This is a genomic window from Nocardioides sp. BE266 (assembly GCF_031457855.1).
Classification (GTDB): Bacteria; Actinomycetota; Actinomycetes; order Propionibacteriales; family Nocardioidaceae; genus Nocardioides.
On the sequence record NZ_JAURTI010000002.1, the window covers coordinates 755,725 to 781,248 of the forward strand.

Sequence of the window (25,524 nt, forward strand, 5' to 3'; positions counted from 1 at the left end):
GACCGCCCGGCCTCAGACACGGGCCGCGTGCTCCCGCGCGATCGCGGCGCCGAGCCGTGCGTTGTGCTCGACGAGGGCGATGTTCGCCTTCAGCGACTCGCCGTCGGTGATCTCCACGATCCGCCCCAGCAGGTACGGCGTCGCGTCCTTGCCGGTGATGCCGAGCCGGTCCATGTCGGCCAACGCCTGGTCGATGATCAGGCCGATCTCCTCGGCCGGGATCTCGGACGCCTCCGGGATCGGGTTGGCGACGACCACGCCGCCGTCGAGGCCGAGGTCCCACTTCGCCCGCATCAGTGCAGCGACCTCGGCAGGGGAGTCCACGCGCATCGGGGCGGCGAAGCCCGAGGAGCGCGAGAAGAACGACGGGAACTCGTCGGTGCCGTAGCCCAGCACCGGCACGCCGAGCGTCTCGAGCTTCTCGAGCGTCAGGCCGATGTCGAGGATGCTCTTCACGCCCGCGCAGACCACGGCCACCGAGGTGGTCGACAGCTCGGTGAGGTCCGCCGAGACGTCGTACGACGTCTCCGCCCCGCGGTGCACGCCGCCGAGCCCACCGGTGACGAAGACGCGGATGCCGGCGAGGGCCGCGAGCCGCATCGTCGAGGCGACGGTCGTCGCGCCGTGCAGGCCGCGCGAGACGACGTAGGGCAGGTCGCGGATGGAGACCTTGATGACGGACTCGTCGGAGGCGAGCAGCTCGAGGTCGTCGGCCGACAGGCCGATCGTCGGCCTCCCGTGCAGCACCGCGATGGTCGCCGGGACAGCGCCGCCCTCGCGGACGATGCCCTCGACGGTGCGGGCCATCTCGACGTTCTGCGGGTAGGGCATGCCGTGGCTGATGATCGTGCTCTCCAGCGCGACGACCGGCTGCCCGGACGCCAGGGCGTCACGCACCTCGTCGGTGACGGTCAGCATCAGCGGTCCTCCTTCAGGACGTCGGCGAGGTCGGGTCGGACGGTGTGGCTGCTCTCGATGGTGGCCGCTGCCGCGCGGTGGCCCTCGCGGGCCGCGTCGACCGGGTCGGCTCCGCCGAGCCAGGCGGCGATCCAGGCCGCGAGCATCGCGTCGCCCGCTCCGGTCACGTCGACGACGGTGGCAGGCACGGCGGGCAGGTGCACCGGGTCCTCCCCGCGGCTGCACATCCACGAGCCCTCGGCGCCGCGACGCAGCCAGACGTGCTCGACGCCCCGGTCGTGGAGGTCGACGACCGACTCGCGCCAGTCGTCGACGGGCCGGCCGGTGAGCGCCGCGAGCTCGTCGGTGTTGGGGGTGACCAGGAACAGGTCGCGCACGAGGTCGGCCGAGCGCGCCGCCTTGGCGACGGAGACCGGTTCGAAGGCGACGCGCACCCCGGCAGCGGCGGCTGCGGAGAAGGCCCTCGCGACCTGCGGCGCGGCGAGGTTGCCGTCGACCACCACCAGCGCCGCGTCGGCGAGGTGGAGTGTCTCGAGCTCGAGGGCGTCGACGGTCGCCATGTCCGACACCGCCGCCACCAGCTCGCCGCGGTCGTCGAGGACTGCGGTGTAGGTGCCGGTCGCGCCCGGCACGCGTCGTACGGCACCGACGTCGGCACCGCACGCGGCGGTCACCCGCAGCACCTCGTCGCCGAAGGCATCGTCACCCACCGCCGAGACCAGCCGGACCGGGGCGCCGAGCAGGCCCAGGCAGGCGGCGATGTTGCGGCCGACGCCGCCGGGCGAGATGCGGGTCCGACCGGGGTTGCTGGTCGCCGGGACCAGCGGCGTGGACGTGCGCGCGACGACGTCCATGTTCGTCCCGCCGACGACGACCACCCACTGGTTCACGCGCAGATCCTGACAGAGCCGGGGTGCCGGGCGTAGCGTCGACACATGATGTGGGTGACGGGGGTCCTCGTGGTCGCAGCAGTGATCTTCCTGCTCGACCGCCGCCAGAGCAGGCGCGAGCGGGAGGACCTGGCCCGGCCGGGGATCCCGGTGCGCCGTGCCCAGCCGCGCGCCGGCGTCGGCCACCTCGGCGAGGCACCGATCGGCACCCACCACCGCCTCGGCGGCCGCCGGGCAGGCGACTGAGGGTCGCTCAGATCTCGTCGTCGACGTACGACGGTCGCGCCACGCGCAGCCCCGCGAGGGTCAGCGGCACCGACGTGAGCGCGAGCAGCACGATCACCAGCGACCAGCCGTCGGTGGCGTCGCGGAGCAGGCCGACGAGGAACGGGCCGACGGCGGCGAACGCGTAGCCGATCGGCTGGACGAAGCCGGAGAGCTGTGCGGTCACCGACGGGTGGCGCGTGCGGGCGGTGATCAGCGCGATCGCCGTCGGGAAGGCCAGCCCGGACAGGCCGAGCAGCAGGGCCCACAGCCACGGGACGGTCGCCGGGGCGACCATCAGGCCGGCGTACCCGAGCGCGAGCATCACGCCGAAGGAGACCATCCACGCGTGCAGGCCCTGGCTGCGGGCAATGACGGTCGGCATGGCGAGCGCGCCGAGGATGCCGACACCGGAGAGCAGCGCCTGCAGCGCGCCTGCAGTCGAGGCGGACAGGCCGGCGTCGCGGTAGATCTGCGGCAGCCAGCCGAACTGGACGTAGGCGTGCATCGACTGGATGCCGAAGAGGACCGTCAGCGCGACCGCCGTGGGCGAGTGCGCGATCCGGCCGCTCGGTGCCGCGTCGCCACTGACGCTGTGCTCGGCGGGCGAGCGGCGCTCGTGCAGCGCCAGCCACGCCCACAGCGGGAGCGCGACCACCAGGAGCACGCCCCACATGCCGAGGCCGGTGCGCCACGAGCCCGTGGCCTCGGCCACCGGAGCCGTCGTGAGCGCGGCGACGGTGGCGCCGACCACGAGGCCCGTGCCGTAGACCGTCATCAGCACCACCGTGTGGCCGTGGGCCTTGATCCACGGCGGGACCAGGACGTTGCACACCGCCATGCCGGCGAGCGCGAGGACGGAGAGGAGCAGGAACAGCGGGACGCTGTCGGTCGTCACCCGCAGCAGCAGCCCCGCCGCCGCCGCGAGGAGCGCCAGGGCGATGCCCGTCGTCGTGCCGACCTTCCGCGCGAAGGCCACCGCCAGTGCGCCGACCAGCCCGAAGCAGAGCCCGGGCAACCCGGTCATCGCTCCGGCGACGCCTCCGCTCATGCCGAGCCCGTGGCGGACCTCCTCCAGCACCGGGCCGAGCGACGACGCTCCGGGACGCAGGTTGGCCGAGACGAGGACGACGGCGGCGAGCAGGATGCCGAAGGGGAGGGCGCGGCTGCGGGGTCGGGGCTCAGCGTCGGACACGTGCACCGACTCTAGGGAGCACCAGCAGCGCGCCGAGGACGAGGGTTGCCACGACCACGAACGCGGTCGCAGTGCCCTGCCCGCTGAGGTGGCGGAGCACCATGCCGCCGACGAGGGCGCCGAGCCAGACCACGACACCCGAGGCGACTGCGGCGGGCGGACGTCGGGCCACGACGAGCACCGCCCAGCCGACCAGCGCGCCGACGAGGAAGGGCCACGCGGTCGTCCACCAGCCGCCGGCGGTCAGGGTGCCGTAGTGGCTGAGCCGGCCGATCACCGCGAAGAGTCCGACGAGCAGGAGGTCGATCGCGAGCCACATGCGCACGACCCTAGGGCGCCGCCGTGACGGGCTCCCCGGCGGCTGCTGGCGAGGCTGGTAACTCAGGGTTACAGTCGGCACCATGACGTCGCTCGCGTCCCTCCCGGTCCCTCGAGCCATGAGTCGCGAGGTCCGGTCGAGCGTGCACTGGGGCGTGGCCCACGGCCTGCCCACGCTGCTGCTGCGACGGGCCGCCGACCGCGGCGACCTGCAGGCCCGGCTGATCCAGGTCGGGGCGCGCGGCACCGGCGACGTCTTCGACCTGATCGAGGAGATCCGCTCGCGCGGGCCGCTCTACCGCTCGCGCATCGGGTACGTCGCCACCAGCCACGCCGCCGTACGACAGCTGCTCACCAGTGACGACTTCCGTTCCGGCTTCCCGACCAACGAGGGAGCGCTGGGGCGGATCTCCCGCTGGGCCGCGCCGCGGACCCTGCACCCGGTCGAGCCGCCGTCGCTGCTCGTCACCGAGCCACCCGACCACACGCGCTACCGCAAGCTCGTGACGCGGGTCTTCACCATGCGCGCCGTCGAGAAGCTGCGCGAGCGCACCGAGGAGATCGCCACGGAGCTGCTCGACGCTCTCGAGCCGCGGGCGACGAGCACCGTCGACCTCGTCGAGTCCTACTGCGCGCTGCTGCCGGTGACCGTGATCGCCGAGATCCTCGGCGTCCCGGAGGAGGAGCGCGCGCGGGTGCTCGACTTCGGGTCGGCGGCCGCGCCCAGCCTCGACCTCGGGCTGGGGTTCCGGCGCTACCGGTCGGTCTCGCGCGCGCTGGCGCAGTTCGACGGATGGCTCAGCCGGCACCTTGACGACCTGCGCCGCGAGCCGGGTGACAACCTGCTCAGCCAGCTCGTGGCCGTGCGCGACGAGGGCGAAGGACTCGACGAGTCGGAGCTCAAGGCGACGGCGGGGCTGGTGCTGGCGGCCGGCTTCGAGACCACGGTCAACCTGCTCGGCAACGGCATCGCGCTGCTCCACGACCACCCCGACGAGCGCGCCCGGGTGGTGGCCGACCCGGCTCTGTGGCCCAACGTCGTGGAGGAGGTGCTTCGCCTCGACCCGCCCGTGCTGCTGACCGGACGGATGGCGTCCCGCGACACCGAGCTGGTCGGCCAGCCGGTCCGGGCCGGGTCCATGGTCACCGCCATCCTCGGCGGCGCCAACCGCGACCCGGAGGTCTTCGCCGACCCGTTGCGCTTCGACGTCGGCCGCGCCAACGCCCGCGACCACATCGCCTTCTCCTCCGGGCGCCACCACTGCCTCGGCGCCCAGCTGGCCCGGATGGAGGGCGACGTCGGCCTGCGGGCGATCTGGGAGCGCTACCCCGAGCTGCGCCTCGAGCCGGGTGCGCGGCGCCGGGAGACCCGGATCCTGCGGGGCTTCGAGACTCTTCCCGCCACGCTGCGACCCTGACCTCGCCCCGATCCAGCCCTCTCTCGGGTAGGTTCCCCCGGTGCCGAACCGGGGAGCAGTACGCCTGCTCGTGCTGCTGCTGACGACCGTGCTCCTCGCCGTGGGTGGCAGGGCGAGCGCTGACGTCGACGTACCCCGTCCGGTGCTCAACGTGGACTTCCCGGACCCGGCGGTCGTCGAGACGCCGGGCGGCCTGGTGGCGTACTCCACCGGCGACCGCGTGCCGTACGCGTGGGCCCGGCGCGCCGACGGCACGTGGCAGCGCGGTCGCGGCGTGCTCACCCACCGGCCGACCTGGTCGCGCGAGGGCGGCGTCTGGGCCGTCGACGTGGTGCGGGTCAGCGGCGTGTGGCTGCTCTACTACGCCACCCCGGTGCAGGGGATGGGGGAGCACGGCCGCTGCATCGGTGTCGCGCGGTCCTCCTCGGCCCGCGGCCCGTTCCGCCCCGTCGGCAGCGCGCCGCTGGTGTGCCCGTCGTACGCCAAGGTCCCGACGGCGCAGGACCCGATGCTGCCGCGCGACCCGACGCTGCCGCGCGCCGGCGTGATCGACCCGTCCTTCTTCCGCGACGCCGACGGGACGCCGTACCTCGTCTACAAGACCGACCGGACGCCCTCCTCGATCCGGCTCGTCCAGCTCAACGACGAGGGCCAGGGAGTCTCGGCCGGCGCCACCAGCGTGGAGCTGGTGCGGTCGGCCGGGGTGCTGGAGAACCCGTCGCTGGTCGTACGGCCCGAGGGCTACGTGCTGCTCCTGTCGGAGGGGGACTGGACGCGGTGCGGCTACCGCACCCGCTGGATCCGCTCCGCGACCCTGGGCGACTGGACCGTGCCCGAGACCGGGATGCTCCTCGACACCGCGACCACGGGGCTGTGCGGCCCCGGCGGCGCCGACGTCGTCGACGACGGTGCGACGCGGCTGTTCCTCCACGGCTGGACCTGTCGAGGGACGACGTCGCCATGCACGGGGCAGGGCAAGTGGGACCACAAGCCGCGCCAGCGCGGGATCCGGGCGATGTACGCCGCCACGCTGGAGTGGCCGGGTGGTGTGCCACAGGTCACCGGCTGGCTCGAGCCGCGCTGAGCCGCGCCGCACCTAGGCTCGGCGCATGGCTTCCGAGTGGGACACCCACACCGCGCTGACCGCCTCGCGTGAAGGCGCCTTCGACGCCGAGCTCGACCCGGGCTGGGTGGTGGGCGGCGGCGTCAACGGCGGCTACCTGCTCGGCATCATGGGCAAGGCGATCGCCTCGACGGTGCCCGCCAAGCCCCATCCGCTGTCGGTCAGCGCCTACTACCTCTCCGCCTCGCGCCCCGGCCCGGCCCACGTCTCGACGCGGGTGCTTCGGGAGGGAGGCAGCGTCGCGACGGTGGCCGCCGAGCTCGGCCAGGAGGGCACGACCCGCATCACGGCCCTGGCGACGTACGGCGACCTCAGCGCGATGCCGTCCGACGTCGCCACCACGGCCGTCGAGCCGGACCTCCCGCCCCTCGAGGAGTGCGTCCCGGGATCGCTCGCTCCGGAGGAGACCCGACGGATCGCCCCGATCATGGAGCGCTTCGACATGCGCTTCGACCCGGCGTGCGTCGGGTGGGCGATGGGCGCGCCGAGCGGCCGCGGACACATCCAGGCGTGGTTCCGGATGGTCGACGGCCACGACGTCGACCCGGTCGGGCTGCTGATGGTGTGCGACGCGCTGCCGCCGGTGACCTTCGACCTCGGCCGCCCGGGATGGGCGCCGACGCTCGAGCTCACCGTCCACGTCCGGGCCGTCCCCGCGCCGGGCTGGCTCAAGGTCTCCCACCGCACCCGCAACGTCGCCGGCGGCATGTTCGAGGAGGACTGCGAGGTCTGGGACTCGACCGGCCGCCTCGTCGCCCAGAGCCGCCAGCTGGCCATGCAGCCACGCGCCTGAACCGTCGTACTGGCCCTTGAGTCGCCCAGAGACTCAAGGCGTATCCCGGGCGTGTCGGGGGCATCGCTAGCCCTTGAGTCGCCCAGAGACTCAAGGGCTACAGCCGGGCGTGTCACGCTCAGGTCAGTCGAACCAACTGCGGTCCATGGCCACGATCCAGCGGCGGCGGGGGTGCTCGGTGAGTGACCAGATCCGGTCGGTCGAGGGCCAGTAGCTGAGGTCCTCCGGACCCATCGGCAGGGCCCAGCGGTGGACCTTCATCGAGCCGGGTTGCCCGGCGCAGACCGTGCCCGGCATCCACGTCCCGTGGGACACCGTGACGTGGTAGCGACCGCCGGCGATGACGGCGCCCTGCATCTGTCGTACGCCGCCCTCGTCGATGGCCAGCGGCCGGGAGAAGCCGTCGTCCCCTACGGCCAGCTGCCAGGTCGCCGGGTCGAGGGGGTAGCGAGCCAGCCGGGTCGTCGCGTCGGGGTCGGCGGCGTACTCACCCGCGACCAGTGCCGGGGGGTCGGAGCGGCGGTCGAGCGACATGAAGGAGTAGCGCAGCTTCTCGTGGCCCTCGTCGGTGAAGGCCTGGTAGGTGAAGCGGACCGGGAGCACGTAGCGGTGGCCGAAGGAGTAGAGGGTCGAGCCCTCGAGGCCGAACTTCTCCGGGTGGTCGTCGTCGCCCGCGACCCGCATGATGTCGTCGACGCGGGCGGTGACGAAGCCGCGGTTGGTCGCCGCGATGTGGAGGTAGGGCCCGGCCCAGACGATGCCGCCGGCGTGGATGTTCATCGGCTTGAGCTTCAGGTTGCCGGCCTTGTCGAAGACCGGGACCACGAGCAGGACGTGGCGGTACTTCCCGGAGTCGAGGTCGACGAAGGTCACCCGCGAGCCGCGCTGGACGCCGTCCTTGCCCGTCGAGTACCACGTCGTCACCACGACCTTGCGGCCGTCGATGTCTTCCGTGTCGGAAGAGTCGGCGCTGGTGGAGATCCCCTGCGGGTACCAGAGCTCGTCGCGCTCGTCGTAGGCGTCCCAGCGGTACGCCTCGCGCACCGCACGACCGAGCAGCCGGGGCATGACCCGCGCCCGGCGGACGTCGTACTTCAGGTCGGCGAGCAGCCCGTCGAGCCCCGTCGGCTCCCCGAGCACCGCGGCGAGGGCCGCGATCTCGCGGACGTTCTCGTCGGTGCGCTGCAGGTGGACGCCCTCGACGTACGGCGACTCCGACGCTGTCGAACGCACCGTGTCGGCAGCCGCCAGTGACGGTGTCTGGGACGACGTCTCGGTTGTGGGTTCTGGCTCGCCGGGTGGGCGCATCCCCCCACCTTATGCGGGCCCTGGAAGGGCATCGCGAGGGCCGATTGCGGTCGTCCATCCCCTGAACGAGGGACGTTGCCGCGAGGGAGCGCATCGCTGCCGTGGCGGCGCTCTGATGGGAGTTGGCCATCTCGATGGGGGAGCGGACGGGACAACGCGAGGAGAGGGTGACGACTCATGAATGCAGTCGAGGCTGTGGCAATCGTGGCAGCGGCCGGCGGTGCGGGCGGACTGACCGCCTACCTCGCCTCAGGCGGCTTCCGAAAGAAGCTGAAGCTGGAGGAGGGACCGTCTGAGACTGGCTTCGTGGGGACGATGTTCCTGGGAGCCGTTGCCGGCGTCCTCGCGTGGGTGGTCCAAGGACCGCAGGAGTCTCTCGCGGTCACGTCGGCGCTGACCGATGCGCAGGTGCCAACCTGGGGCGACGTGGTCTCCGCGGTGGGCGTCGGCTTGGCGGGATCGAAGTGGCTCGCCCAGAGCTATCAGACCAAGCTGTTCCGGTTCGTGGGCGCCCGAGCGGCGCTCAAGGATCCTGACGCTGACACGGCGGCGGCGATCTCGGGCGGCGACGTGCGCCGTGCCGCCAGCGCGGTGGGGGCGGTGTCGTGAACGGGCCGCCACAGGCGGGCTCGCGACGCGAGGTGCGTCTGGCGCTGGTGATGAACGGTGGCGTGAGCCTCGCCGTGTGGATGAGCGGGGTCACGCGCGAGATCGATGCGTTGCAGCACGCCCACGAGGACGTCCCGGCCGGCTCGAGCCCTGCGCAGGAGAAGTACCTGAAGGTCTGGCAGGACGTGCTGGCCGCTGCCCACCGATCGCGGGTGAGGGTCGACCTCGTCGCGGGGACGAGCGCCGGTGGCCTGAACGGTGCCCTCCTGGCATCCGCCATCGCGCGGGGCGAGCGCCTCGACTCCGAGCTCCGAGACCTGTGGGTGGAGGCGGGAAGTCTCGAGGTCCACAAGCTCATCCAGCCCAAGGGTTCCGACGAGCGATCTCTCCTGGGCGGCGGCTACTTCGAGCAGCAGATCGCGAAGGCACTCGGGTTGGTCAAGGACGCCTCCGGTTCCTTCACGATGGCCGGGCAGGCCGTCGGACGACAGAGCTGCACCCTCCTCACCACGGCAACGGCCTTGAGGACCCCCGGGGCGGACGACCTCGGGCCGGACAGCCGCCGCGTCTATCGGTTCACCCACCGCGTCGACCCAGACGGTGTCGCCGTGACCCCGGGGTGGGCGCAGAGCGACTTCGCGACCCATGCCGCGGCGTTGGCACGGGCCGCGCGTGCGTCCGCATCGTTCCCTGCAGCGTTCAACCCGGTCTTCGAGTCCCCCGACCTGGTGTCGCGGCGGCATGAGCGGATCGACGACGCCGCGTCCTACCTGGTCGACGGAGGCGTCTTGGACAACGCGCCGTTCGGCCCGCTGCTCGACGAGCTGCGCAAGAGGCCCATCGACGCGCCCTTTGATCGTGTCCTGCTCTACATCAAGCCGTCGGGAAGCGGAGACGGGACGACGACTCCGTTGAGCAACAATCCGTCGCCGCTTTCCGTGCTGGGACGCGTCTTCACCGCCTCCCGCGAGCCCGACGACCGGCAGGACGTCGAGGACCTCGTGGGCCTCCGGGACGAGATGCTCTACACGGGCACCATGCCTCACCTGCTCCTCTCGAGGAGCTTCGAACCTGGCTCGTCCATGTCGGGAGACGAGCTGACGGCCTCGGCCACCCCGTTGCTCTCTCACTACCGACGGGGTCGCAGGCAGGCCTTCGAGGTCGAGGCCGACCTCGAGCCGTCGGTCCAGTTCGACGTCCCCGCCATCAGCCCCCTGCCTCAGGAGGGCCCCCTCTTCGGCGCCATGACGCTCGACCAGGCGCCGGGCTCCTGGACCTGGGGCCTGTCCGCCGCCGATCGGATCCTCCGGTGGTGGGGCCGCATCCTGAACGTTCGATGAATGCAGATGGTCCGACCTGCGACGCAGCTTTCGCTGCGGTGTCTGCCGGTCAGCGACTGACCACGGTCCTCTACGAGTCCGGCGACGGCAGCTGGCCCGACGACGCCACGGTCGGCACTGTGGCCGAGCTGATGTGGACGGCCGCCGACGCAATGGCGGCGTGGTTCGCCGAATCCGGGGAGCCGGTGACTGGTCAAGAAGTCATGAGGTCATCGCTCTGCGTCGAGGTGCTCACCATGTCCTTCGCGTGGGGGCACGTGGACTCCAGCAACGTGCCCCGCTTCGCCTACCGCCAGATCACGCCCGCGGTACCGCCGCTGGTGAATCTGGAAGGGGACGGTGAGGCTCCCTACTGGGAGCGCGCTCACCTGTACGGCTCTCGCTGGGGCCACTTCGGAGCCTTCGGTGCGGATGACTGGCGGGCGAGCGACTGGTTGTGGGGGAGGCTCGACGGCGGTCGGCAGCTCGTCGAGCTGTTGGTCGACCCCGGGGACGAGCGCGAGGACCTCTTGCAGAGGCTGGGCAAGGCGATCCTCGACGAGGAGGGGGAGACGCTCGATGCGGTCCAAGGCTCGGCAAGCTCGGTGCGGAACGCAACAGCGACGAGCCTGTGGAAGGCCTTCGTCAAAGAGCTCAAGTCGCCCACGCGCGATGCCATCTTCGCCAAGCTCGAGCGGCTCCCGAGTCAGAACCTGCCTCCTGACGCGGCCGCCATGGTTCTCGCAGCCGTGGGCCGCAAGCGACCCGAGTCGACGAAGGAGAAGTGGTTCGCCAGGCGCAAGGAGAACGCCAAGCTCAGAGTGATCCGTGCCGCGTTCGCCGCTCCACGCGTCTACCTGCGCCACCGGGTCAAGAAGACACTCTCCAGCTCCTGATCGTCGCCCCGAATCCCTGGGCTGCGACACTGCGCGGGTGAGGGCGATCTTCTTCGACGAGGACGACGCGCAGGCGGTCGTCGCCCGGCTGCGGGCCGACGGGTTCGAGGCGCGCCTCGAGCGGGAGCGGCTGGCCGGTGAGGACGACGACGAGGACCACCCCTGGGCGGTCGTCAGCGACGCGCCCGCCTTCATGCTCGAGGTCCTCGTCGACACCCACGACGGGTGGCTCGACGAGGACGAGGCCGCGAACGGGGAACACACAGTGCCGCTCCCGCCGTTGGACCTCCCGACGGCGCCGAAGCGGATCAAGCGCCCCGATCTAGATTGAGGGACATGACAGCCGATCGCCGCATCATGCTGGTGCACGCCCACCCCGACGACGAGTCGATCAACAACGGCGCCACGATGGCGCGCTACGTCGACGAGGGCGTCGCCGTGACGCTCGTGACGTGCACCGCCGGCGAGATGGGCGAGGTGCTGGTGCCCGACCTGGCGTACCTCGCCTTCGAGGAGAAGGGCGGGCTGGGTGAGCACCGCCGCGAGGAGCTCGTCGAGGCGATGAAGGTCCTCGGCGTCACCGACCACCGCTTCCTCGGTGGCTTCGGTCGCTTCCACGACTCCGGCATGGCCTGGCACGAGGACGGCCACGCCATCCCCGCCGAGGAGATCCCCGACAACGCGTTCTGGACCACCGACCTCGTCGAGGCCGCCGACGAGCTGGTCAAGGTGATCCGCGAGGTCCGGCCGCAGGTGCTCGTGACCTACGACCAGTTCGGCGGCTACGGCCACCCCGACCACATCCAGGCCCACCGCGTCGCGATGTACGGCGCCCAGCTCGCCGCCGCGCCGTCGTACAAGCTCGAGCTCGGCGTGCCGCACGACGTCGCCAAGATCTACTGGACCGCCATGAGCGAGTCGCGGATGCGCGAGAGCCTCCGCAAGCTGCGCGAGGCCGGCGACACCGAGACCTTCGCCGGCATGGACCCCGACGGCAAGCTGCCGCCGTTCGTCACGCCCGACGAGCTGATCAGCGCGCGCGTCGACGGCGCGGCCACCGTGCAGCGCAAGATGGACGCGCTGGCCAAGCACGAGACCCAGGTGCAGTCCGACGGGCCGTTCTTCTCCGGCGCCGAGAGCGGTCACTCGTGGTGGTCCGAGGAGTTCTACCGGCTCGTGAAGGGCACCGCCGGCCCGACCGACGCCGAGGGCTTCGAGGCGGACCTCTTCGCCGGTCTGTGAAGGTCCTCGCGGCGCTCGTCGCCGGGGTGCTCTCGGGAGCGGCCGGCACCGTGCTCCACCAGACCTGGTGGGGGCTCGCGCTCGCCCTCGGCACCGGCCTCGTCGTGCTCGCCTGGCTGCCCCCCGGCGGCGTACGCCTCGCCTTCGCGCTGGGCTGGTGCGTGCCTGTCCTGAGGGGCGCGCTGGCCAAGCCGGCAGGCGGCTTCCTCGTCGGAGCCGACACCATGGGGTGGTCGTTCGTGGCGGGCACCTTCGTGCTCCTCGTGGCCGCGCTGGCGACGGTGCGGTCGGGCCGGCGGCCCGTCCCGGGGACCGGCGGGGGTCCAGAGGAACGAGGGTCCGTTACCTAGACTCGCGGCGTGCCGAAGAACCAGCAGCGCAGTGATGGGCAGCCTCGCGAGAAGGCGGGCGCCCGCGTCGTCGTGTGGCTGCTGCTCGGCCTGGTGGTGCTCTTCGGCGGGGCGTACGCCGCCGCGCACTACGTCGCCGGCGACAAGGTTCCGCGCGGCACGACGGTCTCCGGGGTCCGCATCGGCGGGCACTCCCAGGGCAAGGCTGCCGAGGTCCTCCGGGCCGGGCTCGCCGACAAGGTGGCCCGCGACATCGCCACGACGGTCGAGGGCCAGGCCGTGGCGATCGACCCGGCCGAGGCCGGGCTCGGCGTCGACTACGAGGCCTCGGTCGCCGAGGCCGGCGGCGAGGAGAGCTGGGACCCGGTCCGGCTCTGGAACTACTTCACCGGCGGTGACGACACCGAGGCCCAGGTGACCGTCGACGACACCACCTACAACGCCTACCTCGCCGGGCTCGACGAGCAGTACGGCGCCAAGGCCCGCGACGGCGCGGTCGCGTTCGACGGCGAGCGCATCGAGACGACGCAACCGCGCACCGGAGCCGCGCTCGACCCGGCCGACACGCTCGCCGCGCTGCAGACGGCCTTCCTCGCCGAGACGCCCGACGAGGTCGCCCTCGAGATGGCGACCGTCGAGCCCGACATCGACGCCTCCGACGTGCAGGACGCGCTCAACAGCTTCGCCTCCCCGGCCGTCGCGGCGCCCGTCACCCTCAGCTTCGAGGGATCGACCGTGAAGGTCTTCCCGAGGGATTACACCGTGGCCCTCAGCCTGGTGCCGACCAACGGCGAGCTGGTGCCCACGCTCGACCCGGCGAAGCTGGCCGAGGTCGTCGCCACCAAGGTCACCGCCGGCGCCCCGGTCGACGCGAGCATCACGCTCGTCAACGGCAGGCCCCAGGTCGTGCCGGCCAAGCCCGGGGTCACCTTCGACGAGTCCGAGCTCGAGGCCGGCTTCCTCGAGGCGGTCGCCATGCCGCAGGGCGAGCGGACCCTGTCGCTGTCGGCCAAGGTCGCCAAGCCCGGCTTCACGACCAAGGACGCCCGGGCGCTGAAGGTCAACGAGCGGGTCTCCACCTTCACGACGTACTTCCCCTACGCGGAGTACCGCAACGTCAACATCGGTCGCGCCGCGGAGATCATCGACGGCACCCTGCTCAAGCCCGGCGAGACGTTCTCGCTCAACGGCACGGTGGGGGAGCGGACCGAGGAGAACGGCTTCACCAAGGGCTACATCATCAGCGACGGCATCCTCGTGCAGGACCTCGGCGGCGGCGTCTCGCAGATGGCCACGACCCTCTTCAATGCGATGTTCTTCGCCGGCCTCGAGGACGTCGAGCACAAGCCGCACTCGTTCTACATCGACCGCTACCCGATCGGTCGCGAGGCGACGGTCGCCTGGGGTGCCGTCGACCTCCGCTTCACCAACGACACCCCCTACGGCGTCCTCATCGACACCAACGTCACGCCCTCGACCCCGACGACGTCGGGCGTGGTGACGGCCTCGATGTACTCCACGAAGTACTGGGACATCACCACGTCCACCGGTGAGCGCTACAACCTCACCAAGCACAAGACCCGCCGCATCGACTCGCTCACGTGCCACGCGAACGAGGGCTTCGGCGGCTTCGACATCGACGTCACCCGCTACTTCGAGCCGGTCAACGGCAACACCGAGACCCGCGACGACGAGGTCTTCCACACGACCTACACCCCCAGCGACACGGTCATCTGCACCAACCCCGACGCCGTCGACGAGTAGCCGCGCCGTCGACCTCGGTTTCGACACGGGCGCGGGGCGCCCTGCTCAACCAGCGGTCTGGCTACGGCGAGAGGCGGTGCAGGTCGCGCGGGAAGAGCGTGACCTCGCGGACGTTCGCCGCCTCGACGAGCCGGCCGACCCAGCGCTCGAGCCCGATCGCGAACCCGCCGTGCGGCGGCATCCCGTGCCGGAACGCCTGGAGGTACGCCGCATAGTCGGCCGGGTCCTCGCCGCGCGCGCGGATCGCCTCGTCGTACGCCGACGCGCGGTGCAGGCGCTGCCCACCCGTCACCAGCTCGAGCCCCCGGAACAGCAGGTCGAACGCGCGCGAGTAGCGCGGGTCCTCGGGCTGAGGGTGCGTGTAGAACGGGCGCTTCGCCATCGGGTAGCCCTCGACGGCGAGGAAGTCGCTGCCGTGCTCGGCGAGCGCCCAGGCCCCGAGGACGCGCTCGTGCTCCGGGGCGAGGTCGGGCTCGTCGGCCGGGGCGCCGACCAGCTCGAGGGCGTCGGCGAAGTGGATCACCGGGATCTCCTCGGGCACGACCGGCAGCCGCGCGCCGGTGCGTACGACCGCGTCCTCGCACGCTGCGACGGAGGCCACCATCCCGGCCAGCACCTCGCGCAGGACGGCGAGCACGTCGCGGTGGTCGCGGATGAAGCCGAGCTCGACGTCGAGCGAGCGGTACTCCGCGAGGTGGCGCACGGTGTCGTGCGGCTCGGCCCGGAAGACCGGCCCGACCTCGTAGACCCGCTCGAAGACCCCGACCAGCTGCTGCTTGTAGAACTGCGGGCTCTGGGCGAGGTACGCCGGTCGCCCGAAGTAGTCGACCGCGAAGACGTTCGCCCCTGACTCCGTCGCCGACTCGACGAACTTCGGCGTCGCGATCTCCGTGAAGCCGAGCCCGTCCAGCGTGGCCCGGAAGCCCTTCAGCGAGGCCGCCGCCAGCTCCCACCGCGACCGCTGCGCGGGGTGGCGCCAGAGCACGGGCGCGTGGTCGAGCAGCGTCGGCAGCGACGCGTCGAGGGCGGGTCGCCACAGCTCGACCGGCGGAGTCGCCGCAGGCTCGGTGAGCGGCTCGACGACGGCCTCGGTGACCTCGACGCCGCCGGGCGCCTGGGCGTTGGCGGTCGCGGTGCCCGTGACCCGTACGACGGTCTCCTCAGGAGGTACGACGGTCCCGGCCGGAAGCACGACCTGCGCCAGCCCGCTGCGGTCGCGCAGCACGAGGAAGGTGACGCGGGCCAGCTCGCGGCGCCGGTGCACCCAGCCCTCGAGCGTGACGGTCGTGCCGGGCTCGGCGGTGGCGAGCGATGAACAGAGCGCGCGGGCCGTCGGTTGAGGAGGTCGCGCAGCGACCGTCTCGAAACCAGGCTCGGATGGGATTTGTGGTCTCACTACTACCTCCAGGTGGATGAGGCCCTGGAGGTGTGGGCGGGGGCTAGGTCGCGGTGCCACCACACCTTCGCCGGACAGGATCGGTCCGGCCTCTCGTCGGTCACGTCGTACGCACGGACGCCGCTGCGCTGCCGGGTTGCAGGGAGGTTGTCAGGCTCCGTGGCTGTCGCGAGAAGGGTAGGCACGCGCGCGTCCGCGGGGAAATCGGTTTCTGCTGCGACACTGGCGCCGTGCTGGCCCACCTCCGCCTCAACGTGCCGACCGAGCTGAGCGAGGCGGTCGTGGAGCTCCTCCGTGAGCACGACCGCGCGACCAACGTGACCCTGGTGAAGGGCGCGTCGCTGGTGCCAGAGGGAGACCTGGTCGAGTGCGACGTCGCGAAGGAGCTGACCGGTGAGGTGCTGCGGCACCTGAAGGACCTCGGCCTCGGCGAGACCGGCGGCATCCTGGTCTCGACGCCGAGCGCGTGGCCCTTCGCCGCCGCGCGCCGTCTGGAGGAGCAGGCGCCGGGCGACCCCGAAGACGCGGTGATCTGGGACAGCGTGATCGACAAGGGCTACGCGGCGTCCCGGCCCACCGTCACCTTCCACGTGTTCCTCGTGCTCGCCACGCTGCTCGCCGCCATCGCGGTGATCACCGACTCCGCCGTGCTCGTCATCGGCGCCATGGTCGTCGGGCCGGAGTTCGGCACCGTCGCCGCCGTCGCGCTCGGCGTGGTCTTCGGCCGGTGGGGTCTCTGCGTCCGGGCCCTGCGGCTGCTGGTGCTCGGCTTCGCCGTGGCCGTCGTCGTGGTGGCCGTGCTCGCGCTGGTGGCGGACCTGACCGGCCTGGTGACCTCCGGCATGGTGTCGCGACCGCGCCCGCAGACCGGCTTCATCTGGCACCCCGACCGCTGGTCGTTCATCGTCGCCCTGATCGCGGGCGCGGCCGGCGTGCTCGCGCTGTCGACGGAGAAGGCCAACGCGATGGTCGGTGTCTTCATCTCGGTCACCACCGTCCCGGCAGCCGGCAACCTCGCACTGGCCCTCGGCACCTGGACGGTCAGCGAGATCACCGGCTCGCTCGCCCAGCTCGCGGTGAACATCGCCGGCATGGTCGTCGCGGGCGTCGTGGTGCTCGGCCTCCAGCGACTGCTCTGGCAGCGGGTCACCGCCGCCTCGGAGAAGCTCTTCTTCCGCACCTGACGTGTTGCGATGCGATCGTCCTGACGACCGCATCGCACCACGTCGCGGGTCAGGAGCCGACGAGGTAGCGGTTGGTGTGGTGGGTGACGAAGCCGTGCTGCTCGTAGAGCGCGATCGCGCCGGTGTTGACCGTCTCGACGTGCAGCATCGCCGTCGTCGCGCCGCGTGAGGCGCCCCAGTCGAGCACCTCCGCCAGGACGGCCGTCGCGAGGCCCCGGCGGCGGTGCGCCTCGTCGACGAGGAGACCCTCGACGAGCAGCCAGTCCCCGGAGAGGACTCCGCGACCGACGGCTGCCCCGGAGTCCAGGCTCACCGAGACGGCGGTCTCCGACTCGTCGATCTCTGCGGGCGCGTCGGGTGCGAGTCGTCGTACGGACCTCAGGGCTCGTGCCACCGACGCGAGCTGGGCATGGGCATCACCGTCGCCGAGCGACGAGAACCCCAGTGGGGCAAGGGTCTTCTCGACGTGCGAGCCGCGCTGGACCTGGATGTACGCCGCCTGCTCGCGCACCTCGTAGAACTCGCGCACCCGCCACGCCGCGTCGGCCCAGCCGATGCCGGGCTCGTCCATCGCGAGCGCCGAGTTGCCGCGGCGGCGCAGCCGCCCGCCGTGTGGTGGCGACGCCCGCAGCAACCAGTCGCCCAGCGGCTCGGTCTCGATCGAGGTCCAGAGCGCGCCGATGTGGAGCTCCACCTCGCGCGCCGGGACCCGCGCCCGCACCGACGCCCGCGGCGGCACCGGCTTGCCGGTGACCACGTCGGCGAGGGGTACGACGACGGGTCCGTGCCCGTCGCGGTCGATGGTCAGCGTGCCGCCACCCCATGCCGTACAGGTGCCGAGGACGTCGGTCGCGCGGCCGTCGGGGAGCAGGTGCCGGACCACGATCCGCTGCCCGACGACCTGCGGCCCGAGCGTGTGGCTGCCGATCCCGGTCTCGTCGGTGTGGGGTTCTGACGGTTCGGGCACTCCCGGATACTAGAGTGAGCCGACACGTTCCCCCATCCGTGCTCGATCCGTTTCAGGAGGACCTGGTGACCTACGTCATCGCCCAGCCGTGCGTCGACCTCAAGGATCGCGCGTGCGTCGATGAGTGCCCCGTCGACTGCATCTACGAGGGCAAGCGGATGCTCTACATCCACCCCGACGAGTGCGTCGACTGCGGCGCCTGCGAGCCGGTCTGCCCGGTCGAGGCGATCTTCTACGAGGACGACACCCCGGAGGAGTGGAAGGGCTACTACGACGCCAACGTCCACTTCTTCGACGACCTCGGCTCGCCCGGCGGCGCCGCCAAGATGGGCGTCATCGACAAGGACCACGAGCTCGTCGCCGCGCTGCCCCCGCAGGAGCACGACGAGTGACGTCTCACCTTGGTGGTTGAGGTGCGAGCGGAGCGAGCCTCGAAACCCCTCGTTTCGCAGAAGCTCCCGGACTTCCCCTGGGACAAGCTCACGACGTACGCCGCGACGGCGCGCGCCCACGCCGACGGGGTCTGTGACCTCTCGGTCGGCACGCCCGTCGACCCGACGCCCGCAGTCGTCCAGGAGGCGCTGCGGGCCGCTGCCGATGCGCCGGGCTACCCGACGACGATCGGCCTCGAGGCCACGCGCCAGGCGGCCATCGACTGGTTGGGGCGCCGTCACGGCGTGACCGGGCTCGGCCTCGACGGGGTGCTGCCGGTGATCGGCTCCAAGGAGCTGATCGGCTCGATGGCGGTGCACCTCGGCATCGGCGCCGGCGACCTGATCGGCTATCCGGCGCTGGCCTACCCGACCTACGAGGTCGGCGCCGCGCTGGCCGGTGCCGACAGCCTGGCGACCGACTCGCTCACGGCGTTCGGGCCGCGCACGCCCGCGCTGCTGTGGCTCAACAGCCCAGCCAACCCGAGCGGCCGCGTCCTGCCGCTCGACCACCTGCGCAAGGTCGTCGACTGGTGCCGCGAGCGCGGCACGATCCTCGTCTCCGACGAGTGCTACATCGAGTGCGCGTGGGAGGGTGAGCAGCCGCTCTCGATCCTCGACCCGCGCGTCAACGGCGGCTCCCTGAGGGGCATCCTCGCCGTTCACTCGCTCTCCAAGCGCTCGAACCTCGCGGGCTACCGCTGCGCCTTCGTGGCCGGCGACCCCGCCCTGGTCGGCGAGCTCCTCGCGGTCCGCAAGAACCTCGGCCTCCAGATGCCCGCGCCCCAGCAGCGCGCGATGATCGCCGCTCTCGACGACGACGCCCACTCCGTCGAGCAGCACGCCAGGTACGCCGCCCGCCGGGCGAAGCTGAAGGAGGCGCTCGAGTCGGCCGGCTTCCGCGTCGACCACTCCGAGGCCTCGCTCTACCTCTGGTCCACCCGCGGTGAGGACTGCTGGAAGACCGTCGCCGACCTCGCCGAGCTCGGCATCCTCGTCGCGCCGGGGGAGTTCTACGGCGCCGCCGGACGCGAGCACGTCCGGGTCGCCTTCACCGCGACCGACGAGCGCGTCGACGCCGCGGTCGCCCGCCTCGCCGGCTGACGTACTCCATCCCGCATGGGCGGTGGTCCACCCACATTTCTCGGCCGCCGAATGTAGGTGGACCACCGCCCGCGGGCGCGTCCCGCCGTGACTCGCCGGACGGCGGTGGCCCACCCACATTTCCGGGCTGCCGAATGTAGGTGGACCACCGCTCGGCCGGGGGTGGGGGTTGACAGACCCGTGTGACGCCAGTCACGGTGTAACCGGTTTCTGTAACCGGTTTCATCTCGGGAAGGAGTGTTATGGCGTCGACGATCCGCGACGTGGCCCGACGGGCCGGCGTCTCCATCGCCACCGTCTCCCGGGCCATGCGCGACCCCTCGATCGTCAGCGAGCAGACGCTGCGCCGGGTGCAGACCGCGGCCGACGAGCTCGACTACACGCCCTCCCACCTGGGCCGCCAGCTCGCCGAGCGCCGCCATGCCGCCAACGGCATCGTCTTCCCGGATCTCTCCGGTCCCTACTACGCCGAGGTCGTCCTGGGCTACGAGGGCGTCGCCTCCGAGCTCGGGCGCGCGGTGCTGATCCTCGCCACCCACGGACGGCCCGCCGCCGCCGAGATGATCACCCGGCTCGCCGGCCGTTGCGACGGCCTCGTGGTGGTCGCCGGCCACACCGTGCCCGACGAGGTCCTGGTCGGCCTGGCGGAGCGCGGCGTACCCCTCGTGACCGCGGCGCGGCCCGCGGTGCCCGGCGTCGACTCGGTCCGCGCCGAGAACCGCGCCACCGCCGAGGCGCTGGCCACCCACCTCGTCGAGTCGGGCGCCCGGTCGATCACGTTCCTCGGCGACCCCGACGGCGCCCCCGACGTCGCGGAGCGCCTCGCCGGCATCACCGCCGGCGCCGACGCCGCGGGCCTCGAGGTCCGCGTGCTGCCGGTCGCGAGCATGGACGAGCAGGGCGGCGCCCGGGCCGGCGAGGACCTGTGCCAGCGCCCCGGGGACCTCCCCGACGCCATCGCCTGCGCCAACGACGAGCTCGCGCTGGGCCTGATGACCTCGCTGCGCACCCGCGGGATCGTCGTCCCGCGCGACGTCCTCGTCACCGGCTGGGACGACATCATGGCCGCCCGCTACGCCGAGCTGACCACCGTCCGGCAGCCCCTCCACGACCTGGGCGCCACGGCGGCGCGCTTCCTCGACGACCTCATCGAGGGTCGCCGGGCCGAGCCGCGCCACGAGGTGCTCCCCACCGATCTCATCGTTCGATCCAGCAGTTCCCCCCGCGAAAGGTAAGAACATGACCCCCACCACCATCCGACGCACCGCACGCGCGGGCGCCGTCCTCGGGCTCGCCTCACTGGCGCTCGTGGCGTGCGGCCGTGACGCGGGCAGCGACGGCCCCGCCGAGCAGGGTGCGGCCATCGACGAGGGCAAGGCCACCGGCACCATCGAGGTGTGGGCGATGGGCACCGAGGGCGAGGTCCTCGGTGACTTCGCCAAGGCCTTCACCGACGCCAACCCCGATGCCGAGGTCGAGGTCACCGCAGTCCCGTGGGAGAGCGCGCACGAGAAGATCGCCAACGCCATCGCGGCCGGCGAGACCCCCGACGTGACGCTGGTCGGCACGACCTGGATGGGTGAGTTCGCCCAGTCCGGCGGCCTCGACCCGCTGCCCGAGGACCTCGTTTCCTCCTCCGACTTCTTCGACGGAGCGTGGGGCAGCACCGAGGTGGGCGGCACGTCGTACGGCGTCCCCTGGTACGTCGAGACGCGCGTCCTCTACTACCGCAAGGACCTCGCCCAGAAGGCCGGCTGGGACAAGCCGCCGGCTACGTGGGACGAGCTGAAGCAGTTCGCCACCGACCTGCAGGACAAGGGCGGTGCGGAGTACGGCATCCAGCTCCCCGCCGGTGGCACCGGCTCGTGGCAGACGATGCTGCCCTTCGCCTGGTCGGCCGGTGCCGGCGTGACCAACGAGGACGGCACCGAGTACACCCTCGACACCGACGAGATGACGGAGGCGCTGGACTACTACAAGGGCTACTTCGACGACGGCATCTCGCCGACGCGCCTGCTCGACGCCGGTGAGCTCGAGAGCGGCTTCGCCGACGGCACCTACGGCTCCTTCATCTCCGGCCCGTGGCACACCGGCCTGGTCGAGGACCAGGGCGTGACCGAGGACCAGTACGCCGTCGCGATGCTGCCCGGCAAGGACAGCGGCCCGGGCACCTCGTTCGTCGGCGGTGGCGACCTCGCGGTCTTCGCCGACTCCGACAACAAGGAGAGCGCCTGGAAGCTCGTCCAGTGGCTCGCCGACCCGGACACCCAGCAGGACTTCTACGACGAGATGGGCGACCTGCCCGCGGTCTCGGCCGCCTGGGACTCCGGCGAGCTCGCCGAGGACCCGCAGCTGAGCATCTTCGGCGACCAGCTCGACCACACCCTCGCCCCGCCGGCCGTGCCGACGTGGGAGGAGGTCGCCACGGTGATCGACAGCCAGGTCGAGAAGGCGACCAAGGGCGACACCTCCGTCGAGGACGCGGTCAAGGAAATGCAGCGCCAGGCCGCCCAGATCGGCACCGGTCTGTGACATGAGCGCCTCCACCAGCGCCCCTCCGGCGTCCGGGAAGACCTCCCGGGCGCCGGAGCGGGGCACACCCTCTCGCCACGTCGACCCGACGCGGCGGCAGCAGGCGGTGGCCGCATGGATGCTCGCCCTGCCGTTCGTCCTGCTCTTCGTGGTGTTCAGCCTCGGGCCGGTGCTCGCCAGCCTCGGGATGAGCTTCACCGACATGCGGCGCACCGACATCCGCAACCCGTTCGCCGTGGAGCCCGTCGGCCTCGACAACTACGTGTCGCTGGTGCAGGACCCGCTCTTCCGCAAGGTCACCCTCAACACCCTGCTCTACCTGCTCCTCGGCGTGCCGCTGACCATGGCGGTCGCGCTGGCGGTCGCGGTCGGCATCAACCGGATCGAGCGGTTCCGCGGGTTCTTCCGCGTCGGCTACTACCTGCCGGTCGTGACCAGCATCGTCGCGGTGTCGGTGGTCTGGAAGTTCCTCTACCGCGACAACGGCGGGCTCTTCAACACCGTCCTCGGCTGGGTCGGCATCGACGGCCCCGGCTGGCTCGACTCCACGACGCTGTCCCTGCCCTCGCTGGTCCTGATGGCCGTCTGGCGCAACTTCGGCACGCTGATGGTCATCTTCCTGGCCGGCCTGCAGACCATCCCGCAGGAGGTCGCCGAGGCCGCGGAGGTCGACGGCGCCAGCGGCTGGTCGCGCTTCCGCCACGTCACGCTGCCGATGCTCCGACCGACTTTGCTCTTCGGCGCGGTGATCACCGGCCTGGGCTACCTCCAGTTCTTCGAGGAGGCCTTCGTGATGACCAAGGGCGGTCCGCTCGACTCGACCCGCTCGGTCACCTACTTCACCTTCGACCAGTTCGGCTTCGGCAACTACGGCTACGCCGCCGCCGCGAGCTACCTGCTGTTCCTCGCCGTCGTGCTGCTCACCTGGGTGCAGTTCCGCTGGCTCGGCGAGAGGGAGGCTGCCAAGTGACCGTTCTCGAGAAGACCCCCAAGGCTCCGGCATCCCGCGAGGGCGGGGAGTGGCGTCGTACGCCGAAGTGGCTGTACGCCGTCCTCGGCGGCGGGCTCGTGCTCGTCGTGCTGCCCTTCCTCTGGATGCTCGTCTCCAGCATCAAGCCCGAGGCCGAGGTGCGCGCCGTGCCGCCGACCTGGTGGCCGGAGACGCTGACCCTGGAGAACTACGACACCCTGTTCACCAAGCTCGACTTCCCGACGTACTTCATGAACTCGGCGATCGTCGCGCTCGCGGTGACCGCCGGCAACATGGTGTTCTGCTCGATGCTCGGCTACGCCCTGGCGAAGCTCGACTTCCCGGGCAAGCGCGCGCTCTTCGGGATCGTGCTCGGCACGCTGATGATCCCCGGCGTGGTGACGTTCGTGCCGCTCTTCGTGCTGACCACGAAGATCGGGCTGTCCAACACGCTGCTCGGCATGATCCTGCCGTTCGTGGCCGGGCCGTTCGGCGTCTTCCTGATGCGGCAGTTCATCCAGTCGCTGCCCGACGAGCTGATCCAGGCGGCCCGCATCGACGGTGCCGGTGAGCTGCGGATCTTCTTCTCGGTGATCCTGCCGCTGTGCGGGCCGGCGCTCGCGACGCTCGGGATCCTGACGTTCCTCACGTCGTGGAACAACTTCCTCTGGCCGCTGGTGGTGGCGCAGACCGAGGACAAGTACACGCTGCCCGTCGCGCTCGCGCTCTACGCCGTCGGCCAGAACGCCACCCAGTACGGACTCCTGCTCGCCGGCTCCGTGGTCGTCGTGCTCCCCGTGCTCGTCATCTTCCTGGTCCTGCAGCGCCACATCATGCAGGGCATCGCCATGACCGGGATCAAGTAACCGCCCACCCCCTGCTCGGGCAGAGAGGCACACCCCCATGAGAAAGCTCCGCTCACCCCTGACCGCCGCGGTCGTCGGCGTCGCCACGGCCACCCTGATGGCCGTCGCATCCACCCCTGCGGCGACGGCCGGCGACCGCGGCCCATCCACCCCCGGCTCCACGTCCGGCTCCCACCAGCCCGGCTCCACGCGGGCCGTCCTCGAGGGCTACCTCGCCGACAGCTGGGACTCGATGGCCGCGATGACCGACGAGACCACGGGCCTGCCCGCCGACAACATCGGTGGCGACCTCGCCTCGTTGACGCGCAGCACCTACACCTCGCCGACCAACATCGGCGCCTACCTGTGGAGCACCGTCGTCGCCCGCGACACGGGTCTGATCTCGCGCCGCGAGGCCACCGCGCGGGTGCGTACGACGCTCGGCACGGTCGCCGGGCTGGAGAAGCACGAGCCGTCGGGCATGTTCTACAACTGGTACGACCCCGCCACCGGCGCGAAGCTCACCACCTGGCCCGAGAACGGCGACCCGGTCTACCCGTTCGCCTCGAGCGTCGACAACGCGTGGCTCGCCACCGGCCTGCTGGTCACCGAGCGCGCGATCCCGCAGTTGGCCCGCCAGGCCCGCGCGATCCGCTCGCAGATGGACTTCGGCTACTACTACAACCCGGACGAGGGCGTCCGGAAGGACCCGGCCGACACGACCGCACAGGTCGGCGGCCAGATCCGCGGCGGCTTCTGGGTCGACCCGCCTCCGGGCTGCTCGGTCGCGGGCAACTACCGCGGTGACGCGGACGTCTACTTCACCTGCCACCACTACGGCGCCTTCAACACCGAGCCTCGCATGGCGTCCTACCTCGGCATCGCCGCCGGCCAGATCCCGCAGCGCCACTACTTCGGCACGATGCGCACCTTCCCCGCGACCTGCGACTGGTCGTGGACCGAGACCAAGCCGACCGGTGAGTGGAAGCGCTACGAGGGCGTCGACGTCTTCGAGGGCACGTTGCCCTACCGCGGCACCAGGATCGTCCCGACGTGGGGCGGCAGCATGTTCGAGGCGCTGATGGTGCCGCTGTTCGTGCCCGAGGAGACCTGGGGCAAGCGGTCGTGGGGCGTCAACCACCCGCTCTACGTCCAGGGCCAGATCGAGCACGGGATGGACGAGGCCGGCTACGGCTACTGGGGCTTCTCGCCCTCCAACAACCCGGCCGGCGGCTACCGCGAGTACGGCGTCGACGCGCTCGGCATGGACGGCCCGGGCTACACCTCCGACCAGGAGCGCACCGACTGGGACCAGCCCTACGAGGGCTGCCCCGACCGGGCCGGCGAGCCCGCCCCGACGTCGTACGGCGACGGGGTGGTGACGCCGCACGCGTCCTTCCTCGCCCTGCGCTACGCACCGCGTGAGGCCATGGCCAACCTGGCCAACCTGCGCGAGGACTTCGACGCCTACGGCCCCGGTGGCTTCTACGACGCGATCGGCACCCGCAGCGGCCAGGTGTCGCACGAGTACCTCGCGCTCGACCAGGGCATGGTCGTCGCCGCCCTCGGCAACGCCCTGACCCGCGACTCCCTGCGCGACTACGTCAGCCGCGGCGCGATGGAGTCCAAGCTGCGCCCGCTCATGCACGAAGAGGTCTTCACCTCGGAAGGACGATGACGTGACCCAG

At 71.7% G+C, this 25,524-nt stretch carries 26 protein-coding genes; 19 read left to right on the forward strand and 7 right to left on the reverse strand.

Translation table 11 applies throughout. The features are described 5' to 3' along the window. Positions 1–12: 12 nt before the first annotated feature. Both J2X46_RS07995 and J2X46_RS08000 read right to left on the reverse strand, forming a co-directional pair. Positions 13–918 (reverse strand): pseudouridine-5'-phosphate glycosidase, encoded by a 906-nt coding sequence (locus J2X46_RS07995; RefSeq protein ID WP_310248951.1) that lies wholly within the window; start codon positions 916–918, stop codon positions 13–15. Next, positions 918–1,808 carry a carbohydrate kinase family protein gene (locus tag J2X46_RS08000; protein WP_310248953.1) on the reverse strand — a complete coding sequence of 297 codons (891 nt, stop codon included), beginning with the start codon at positions 1,806–1,808 and terminating at the stop codon, positions 918–920. Before J2X46_RS08000 ends, J2X46_RS07995 begins: the two co-directional genes overlap by 1 nt. 45 nt (positions 1,809–1,853) lie before the next feature. Between J2X46_RS08000 and J2X46_RS08005 the strand changes: the two genes are divergently transcribed. Then, positions 1,854–2,054 carry a hypothetical protein gene (locus tag J2X46_RS08005; protein ID WP_310248954.1) on the forward strand — a complete coding sequence of 67 codons (201 nt, stop codon included), beginning with the start codon at positions 1,854–1,856 and terminating at the stop codon, positions 2,052–2,054. Positions 2,055–2,061: 7 nt separating this feature from the next. On the opposite strand, the gene J2X46_RS08010 is transcribed toward J2X46_RS08005, so the two are convergent. Together J2X46_RS08010 and J2X46_RS08015 are read right to left on the reverse strand one after the other, a co-directional pair. After that, a complete protein-coding gene (locus J2X46_RS08010; protein WP_310248956.1) occupies positions 2,062–3,267 on the reverse strand; it encodes an MFS transporter in 1,206 nt (401 codons plus the stop codon). Then, positions 3,254–3,586: a DUF3054 domain-containing protein gene (locus tag J2X46_RS08015; protein WP_310248958.1), complete on the reverse strand. Its 333-nt coding sequence runs from the start codon at positions 3,584–3,586 to the stop codon at positions 3,254–3,256. The genes J2X46_RS08010 and J2X46_RS08015 overlap by 14 nt, the downstream gene beginning before the upstream one ends. Positions 3,587–3,704: 118 nt before the next feature. Between J2X46_RS08015 and J2X46_RS08020 the strand changes: the two genes are divergently transcribed. The 3 genes from J2X46_RS08020 to J2X46_RS08030 are packed head-to-tail and all read left to right on the forward strand — an operon-like array spanning position 3,705 to position 6,919. Further along, positions 3,705–5,003, forward strand: a complete 1,299-nt coding sequence (locus J2X46_RS08020) for a cytochrome P450 (protein ID WP_310248960.1) — start codon at positions 3,705–3,707, stop codon at positions 5,001–5,003. 40 nt (positions 5,004–5,043) lie between these two features. Then, the gene (locus tag J2X46_RS08025) at positions 5,044–6,087 is read left to right on the forward strand and encodes a glycoside hydrolase family 43 protein (protein ID WP_310248962.1); all 1,044 of its coding nucleotides are present in this window, start codon (positions 5,044–5,046) and stop codon (positions 6,085–6,087) included. Positions 6,088–6,112: 25 nt separating this feature from the next. After that, positions 6,113–6,919, forward strand: a complete 807-nt coding sequence (locus J2X46_RS08030; RefSeq protein ID WP_310248964.1) for a thioesterase family protein — start codon at positions 6,113–6,115, stop codon at positions 6,917–6,919. A 123-nt stretch (positions 6,920–7,042) separates the two neighbouring features. On the opposite strand, the gene J2X46_RS08035 is transcribed toward J2X46_RS08030, so the two are convergent. Then, on the reverse strand, positions 7,043–8,152 hold the full coding sequence (locus tag J2X46_RS08035) for a hypothetical protein (protein ID WP_310248965.1): 1,110 nt from the start codon (positions 8,150–8,152) through the stop codon (positions 7,043–7,045). A 252-nt stretch (positions 8,153–8,404) separates the two neighbouring features. On the opposite strand from J2X46_RS08035, the gene J2X46_RS08040 reads away from it, so the two are divergent. The 7 genes from J2X46_RS08040 to J2X46_RS08070 are packed head-to-tail and all read left to right on the forward strand — an operon-like array spanning position 8,405 to position 14,407. Then, complete coding sequence (locus J2X46_RS08040; RefSeq protein ID WP_310248967.1) at positions 8,405–8,836, forward strand: hypothetical protein; 432 nt, start codon at positions 8,405–8,407, stop codon at positions 8,834–8,836. Further along, positions 8,833–10,176, forward strand: coding sequence for a patatin-like phospholipase family protein (locus J2X46_RS08045; RefSeq protein ID WP_310248969.1), 1,344 nt, complete (start codon positions 8,833–8,835; stop codon positions 10,174–10,176). The genes J2X46_RS08040 and J2X46_RS08045 overlap by 4 nt, the downstream gene beginning before the upstream one ends. Positions 10,177–10,214: 38 nt before the next feature. After that, a complete protein-coding gene (locus J2X46_RS08050; protein WP_310248971.1) occupies positions 10,215–11,051 on the forward strand; it encodes a DUF3376 domain-containing protein in 837 nt (278 codons plus the stop codon). Positions 11,052–11,088: 37 nt separating this feature from the next. Then, positions 11,089–11,382, forward strand: a complete 294-nt coding sequence (locus tag J2X46_RS08055) for a hypothetical protein (RefSeq protein ID WP_310248973.1) — start codon at positions 11,089–11,091, stop codon at positions 11,380–11,382. Positions 11,383–11,387: 5 nt separating this feature from the next. Beyond that, positions 11,388–12,293, forward strand: coding sequence for an N-acetyl-1-D-myo-inositol-2-amino-2-deoxy-alpha-D-glucopyranoside deacetylase (gene mshB / locus J2X46_RS08060; protein ID WP_310248974.1), 906 nt, complete (start codon positions 11,388–11,390; stop codon positions 12,291–12,293). Beyond that, positions 12,290–12,643 carry a hypothetical protein gene (locus J2X46_RS08065; RefSeq protein WP_310248977.1) on the forward strand — a complete coding sequence of 118 codons (354 nt, stop codon included), beginning with the start codon at positions 12,290–12,292 and terminating at the stop codon, positions 12,641–12,643. The genes mshB and J2X46_RS08065 overlap by 4 nt, the downstream gene beginning before the upstream one ends. Positions 12,644–12,652: 9 nt before the next feature. Then, positions 12,653–14,407: a VanW family protein gene (locus tag J2X46_RS08070; RefSeq protein WP_310248979.1), complete on the forward strand. Its 1,755-nt coding sequence runs from the start codon at positions 12,653–12,655 to the stop codon at positions 14,405–14,407. Positions 14,408–14,468: 61 nt separating this feature from the next. On the opposite strand, the gene aspS is transcribed toward J2X46_RS08070, so the two are convergent. Continuing rightward, the gene (gene aspS, locus J2X46_RS08075) at positions 14,469–15,803 is read right to left on the reverse strand and encodes an aspartate--tRNA(Asn) ligase (RefSeq protein WP_310248981.1); all 1,335 of its coding nucleotides are present in this window, start codon (positions 15,801–15,803) and stop codon (positions 14,469–14,471) included. Between the two features lie 230 nt (positions 15,804–16,033). On the opposite strand from aspS, the gene J2X46_RS08080 reads away from it, so the two are divergent. Continuing rightward, entirely contained in the window at positions 16,034–16,987 is a 954-nt protein-coding gene (locus tag J2X46_RS08080) for a DUF389 domain-containing protein (protein ID WP_310248983.1), read from the forward strand. 49 nt (positions 16,988–17,036) lie between these two features. On the opposite strand, the gene J2X46_RS08085 is transcribed toward J2X46_RS08080, so the two are convergent. Then, on the reverse strand, positions 17,037–17,954 hold the full coding sequence (locus tag J2X46_RS08085; RefSeq protein WP_310248985.1) for a GNAT family N-acetyltransferase: 918 nt from the start codon (positions 17,952–17,954) through the stop codon (positions 17,037–17,039). Between the two features lie 65 nt (positions 17,955–18,019). On the opposite strand from J2X46_RS08085, the gene fdxA reads away from it, so the two are divergent. From fdxA to J2X46_RS08120, 7 genes are all read left to right on the forward strand, one after another. Further along, positions 18,020–18,346: a ferredoxin gene (gene fdxA / locus J2X46_RS08090; protein WP_056604759.1), complete on the forward strand. Its 327-nt coding sequence runs from the start codon at positions 18,020–18,022 to the stop codon at positions 18,344–18,346. A gap of 21 nt (positions 18,347–18,367) precedes the next feature. Further along, positions 18,368–19,489 (forward strand): succinyldiaminopimelate transaminase, encoded by a 1,122-nt coding sequence (dapC, locus tag J2X46_RS08095; RefSeq protein WP_310248991.1) that lies wholly within the window; start codon positions 18,368–18,370, stop codon positions 19,487–19,489. 242 nt (positions 19,490–19,731) lie between these two features. Further along, on the forward strand, positions 19,732–20,724 hold the full coding sequence (locus J2X46_RS08100) for a LacI family DNA-binding transcriptional regulator (protein ID WP_310248993.1): 993 nt from the start codon (positions 19,732–19,734) through the stop codon (positions 20,722–20,724). Between the two features lie 4 nt (positions 20,725–20,728). Beyond that, positions 20,729–22,021, forward strand: coding sequence for a sugar ABC transporter substrate-binding protein (locus J2X46_RS08105; RefSeq protein ID WP_310248995.1), 1,293 nt, complete (start codon positions 20,729–20,731; stop codon positions 22,019–22,021). Position 22,022: 1 nt separating this feature from the next. Further along, positions 22,023–22,991 (forward strand): sugar ABC transporter permease, encoded by a 969-nt coding sequence (locus J2X46_RS08110; RefSeq protein WP_310248996.1) that lies wholly within the window; start codon positions 22,023–22,025, stop codon positions 22,989–22,991. Further along, positions 22,988–23,857: a carbohydrate ABC transporter permease gene (locus tag J2X46_RS08115; protein ID WP_310248998.1), complete on the forward strand. Its 870-nt coding sequence runs from the start codon at positions 22,988–22,990 to the stop codon at positions 23,855–23,857. Before J2X46_RS08110 ends, J2X46_RS08115 begins: the two co-directional genes overlap by 4 nt. Positions 23,858–23,894: 37 nt before the next feature. Beyond that, positions 23,895–25,514, forward strand: coding sequence for a glucoamylase family protein (locus tag J2X46_RS08120; protein WP_310249000.1), 1,620 nt, complete (start codon positions 23,895–23,897; stop codon positions 25,512–25,514). The last annotated feature ends 10 nt before the right edge of the window (positions 25,515–25,524 follow it).

Excerpts from the sequence above, each read along its gene's own strand:
- J2X46_RS07995 (WP_310248951.1), bottom strand. The coding sequence starts at position 918 with ATGCTGACCGTCACCGACGAGGTGCGTGACGCCCTGGCGTCCGGGCAG.
- J2X46_RS08110 (WP_310248996.1), top strand. The coding sequence starts at position 22,023 with ATGAGCGCCTCCACCAGCGCCCCTCCGGCGTCCGGGAAGACCTCCCGG.
- J2X46_RS08030 (WP_310248964.1), top strand. The coding sequence starts at position 6,113 with ATGGCTTCCGAGTGGGACACCCACACCGCGCTGACCGCCTCGCGTGAA.
- J2X46_RS08105 (WP_310248995.1), top strand. The coding sequence starts at position 20,729 with ATGACCCCCACCACCATCCGACGCACCGCACGCGCGGGCGCCGTCCTC.
- J2X46_RS08020 (WP_310248960.1), top strand. The coding sequence starts at position 3,705 with ATGAGTCGCGAGGTCCGGTCGAGCGTGCACTGGGGCGTGGCCCACGGC.
- J2X46_RS08120 (WP_310249000.1), top strand. The coding sequence starts at position 23,895 with ATGAGAAAGCTCCGCTCACCCCTGACCGCCGCGGTCGTCGGCGTCGCC.
- J2X46_RS08005 (WP_310248954.1), top strand. The coding sequence starts at position 1,854 with ATGATGTGGGTGACGGGGGTCCTCGTGGTCGCAGCAGTGATCTTCCTG.
- mshB (WP_310248974.1), top strand. The coding sequence starts at position 11,388 with ATGACAGCCGATCGCCGCATCATGCTGGTGCACGCCCACCCCGACGAC.
- J2X46_RS08015 (WP_310248958.1), bottom strand. The coding sequence starts at position 3,586 with ATGTGGCTCGCGATCGACCTCCTGCTCGTCGGACTCTTCGCGGTGATC.
- J2X46_RS08100 (WP_310248993.1), top strand. The coding sequence starts at position 19,732 with ATGGCGTCGACGATCCGCGACGTGGCCCGACGGGCCGGCGTCTCCATC.
- J2X46_RS08040 (WP_310248967.1), top strand. The coding sequence starts at position 8,405 with ATGAATGCAGTCGAGGCTGTGGCAATCGTGGCAGCGGCCGGCGGTGCG.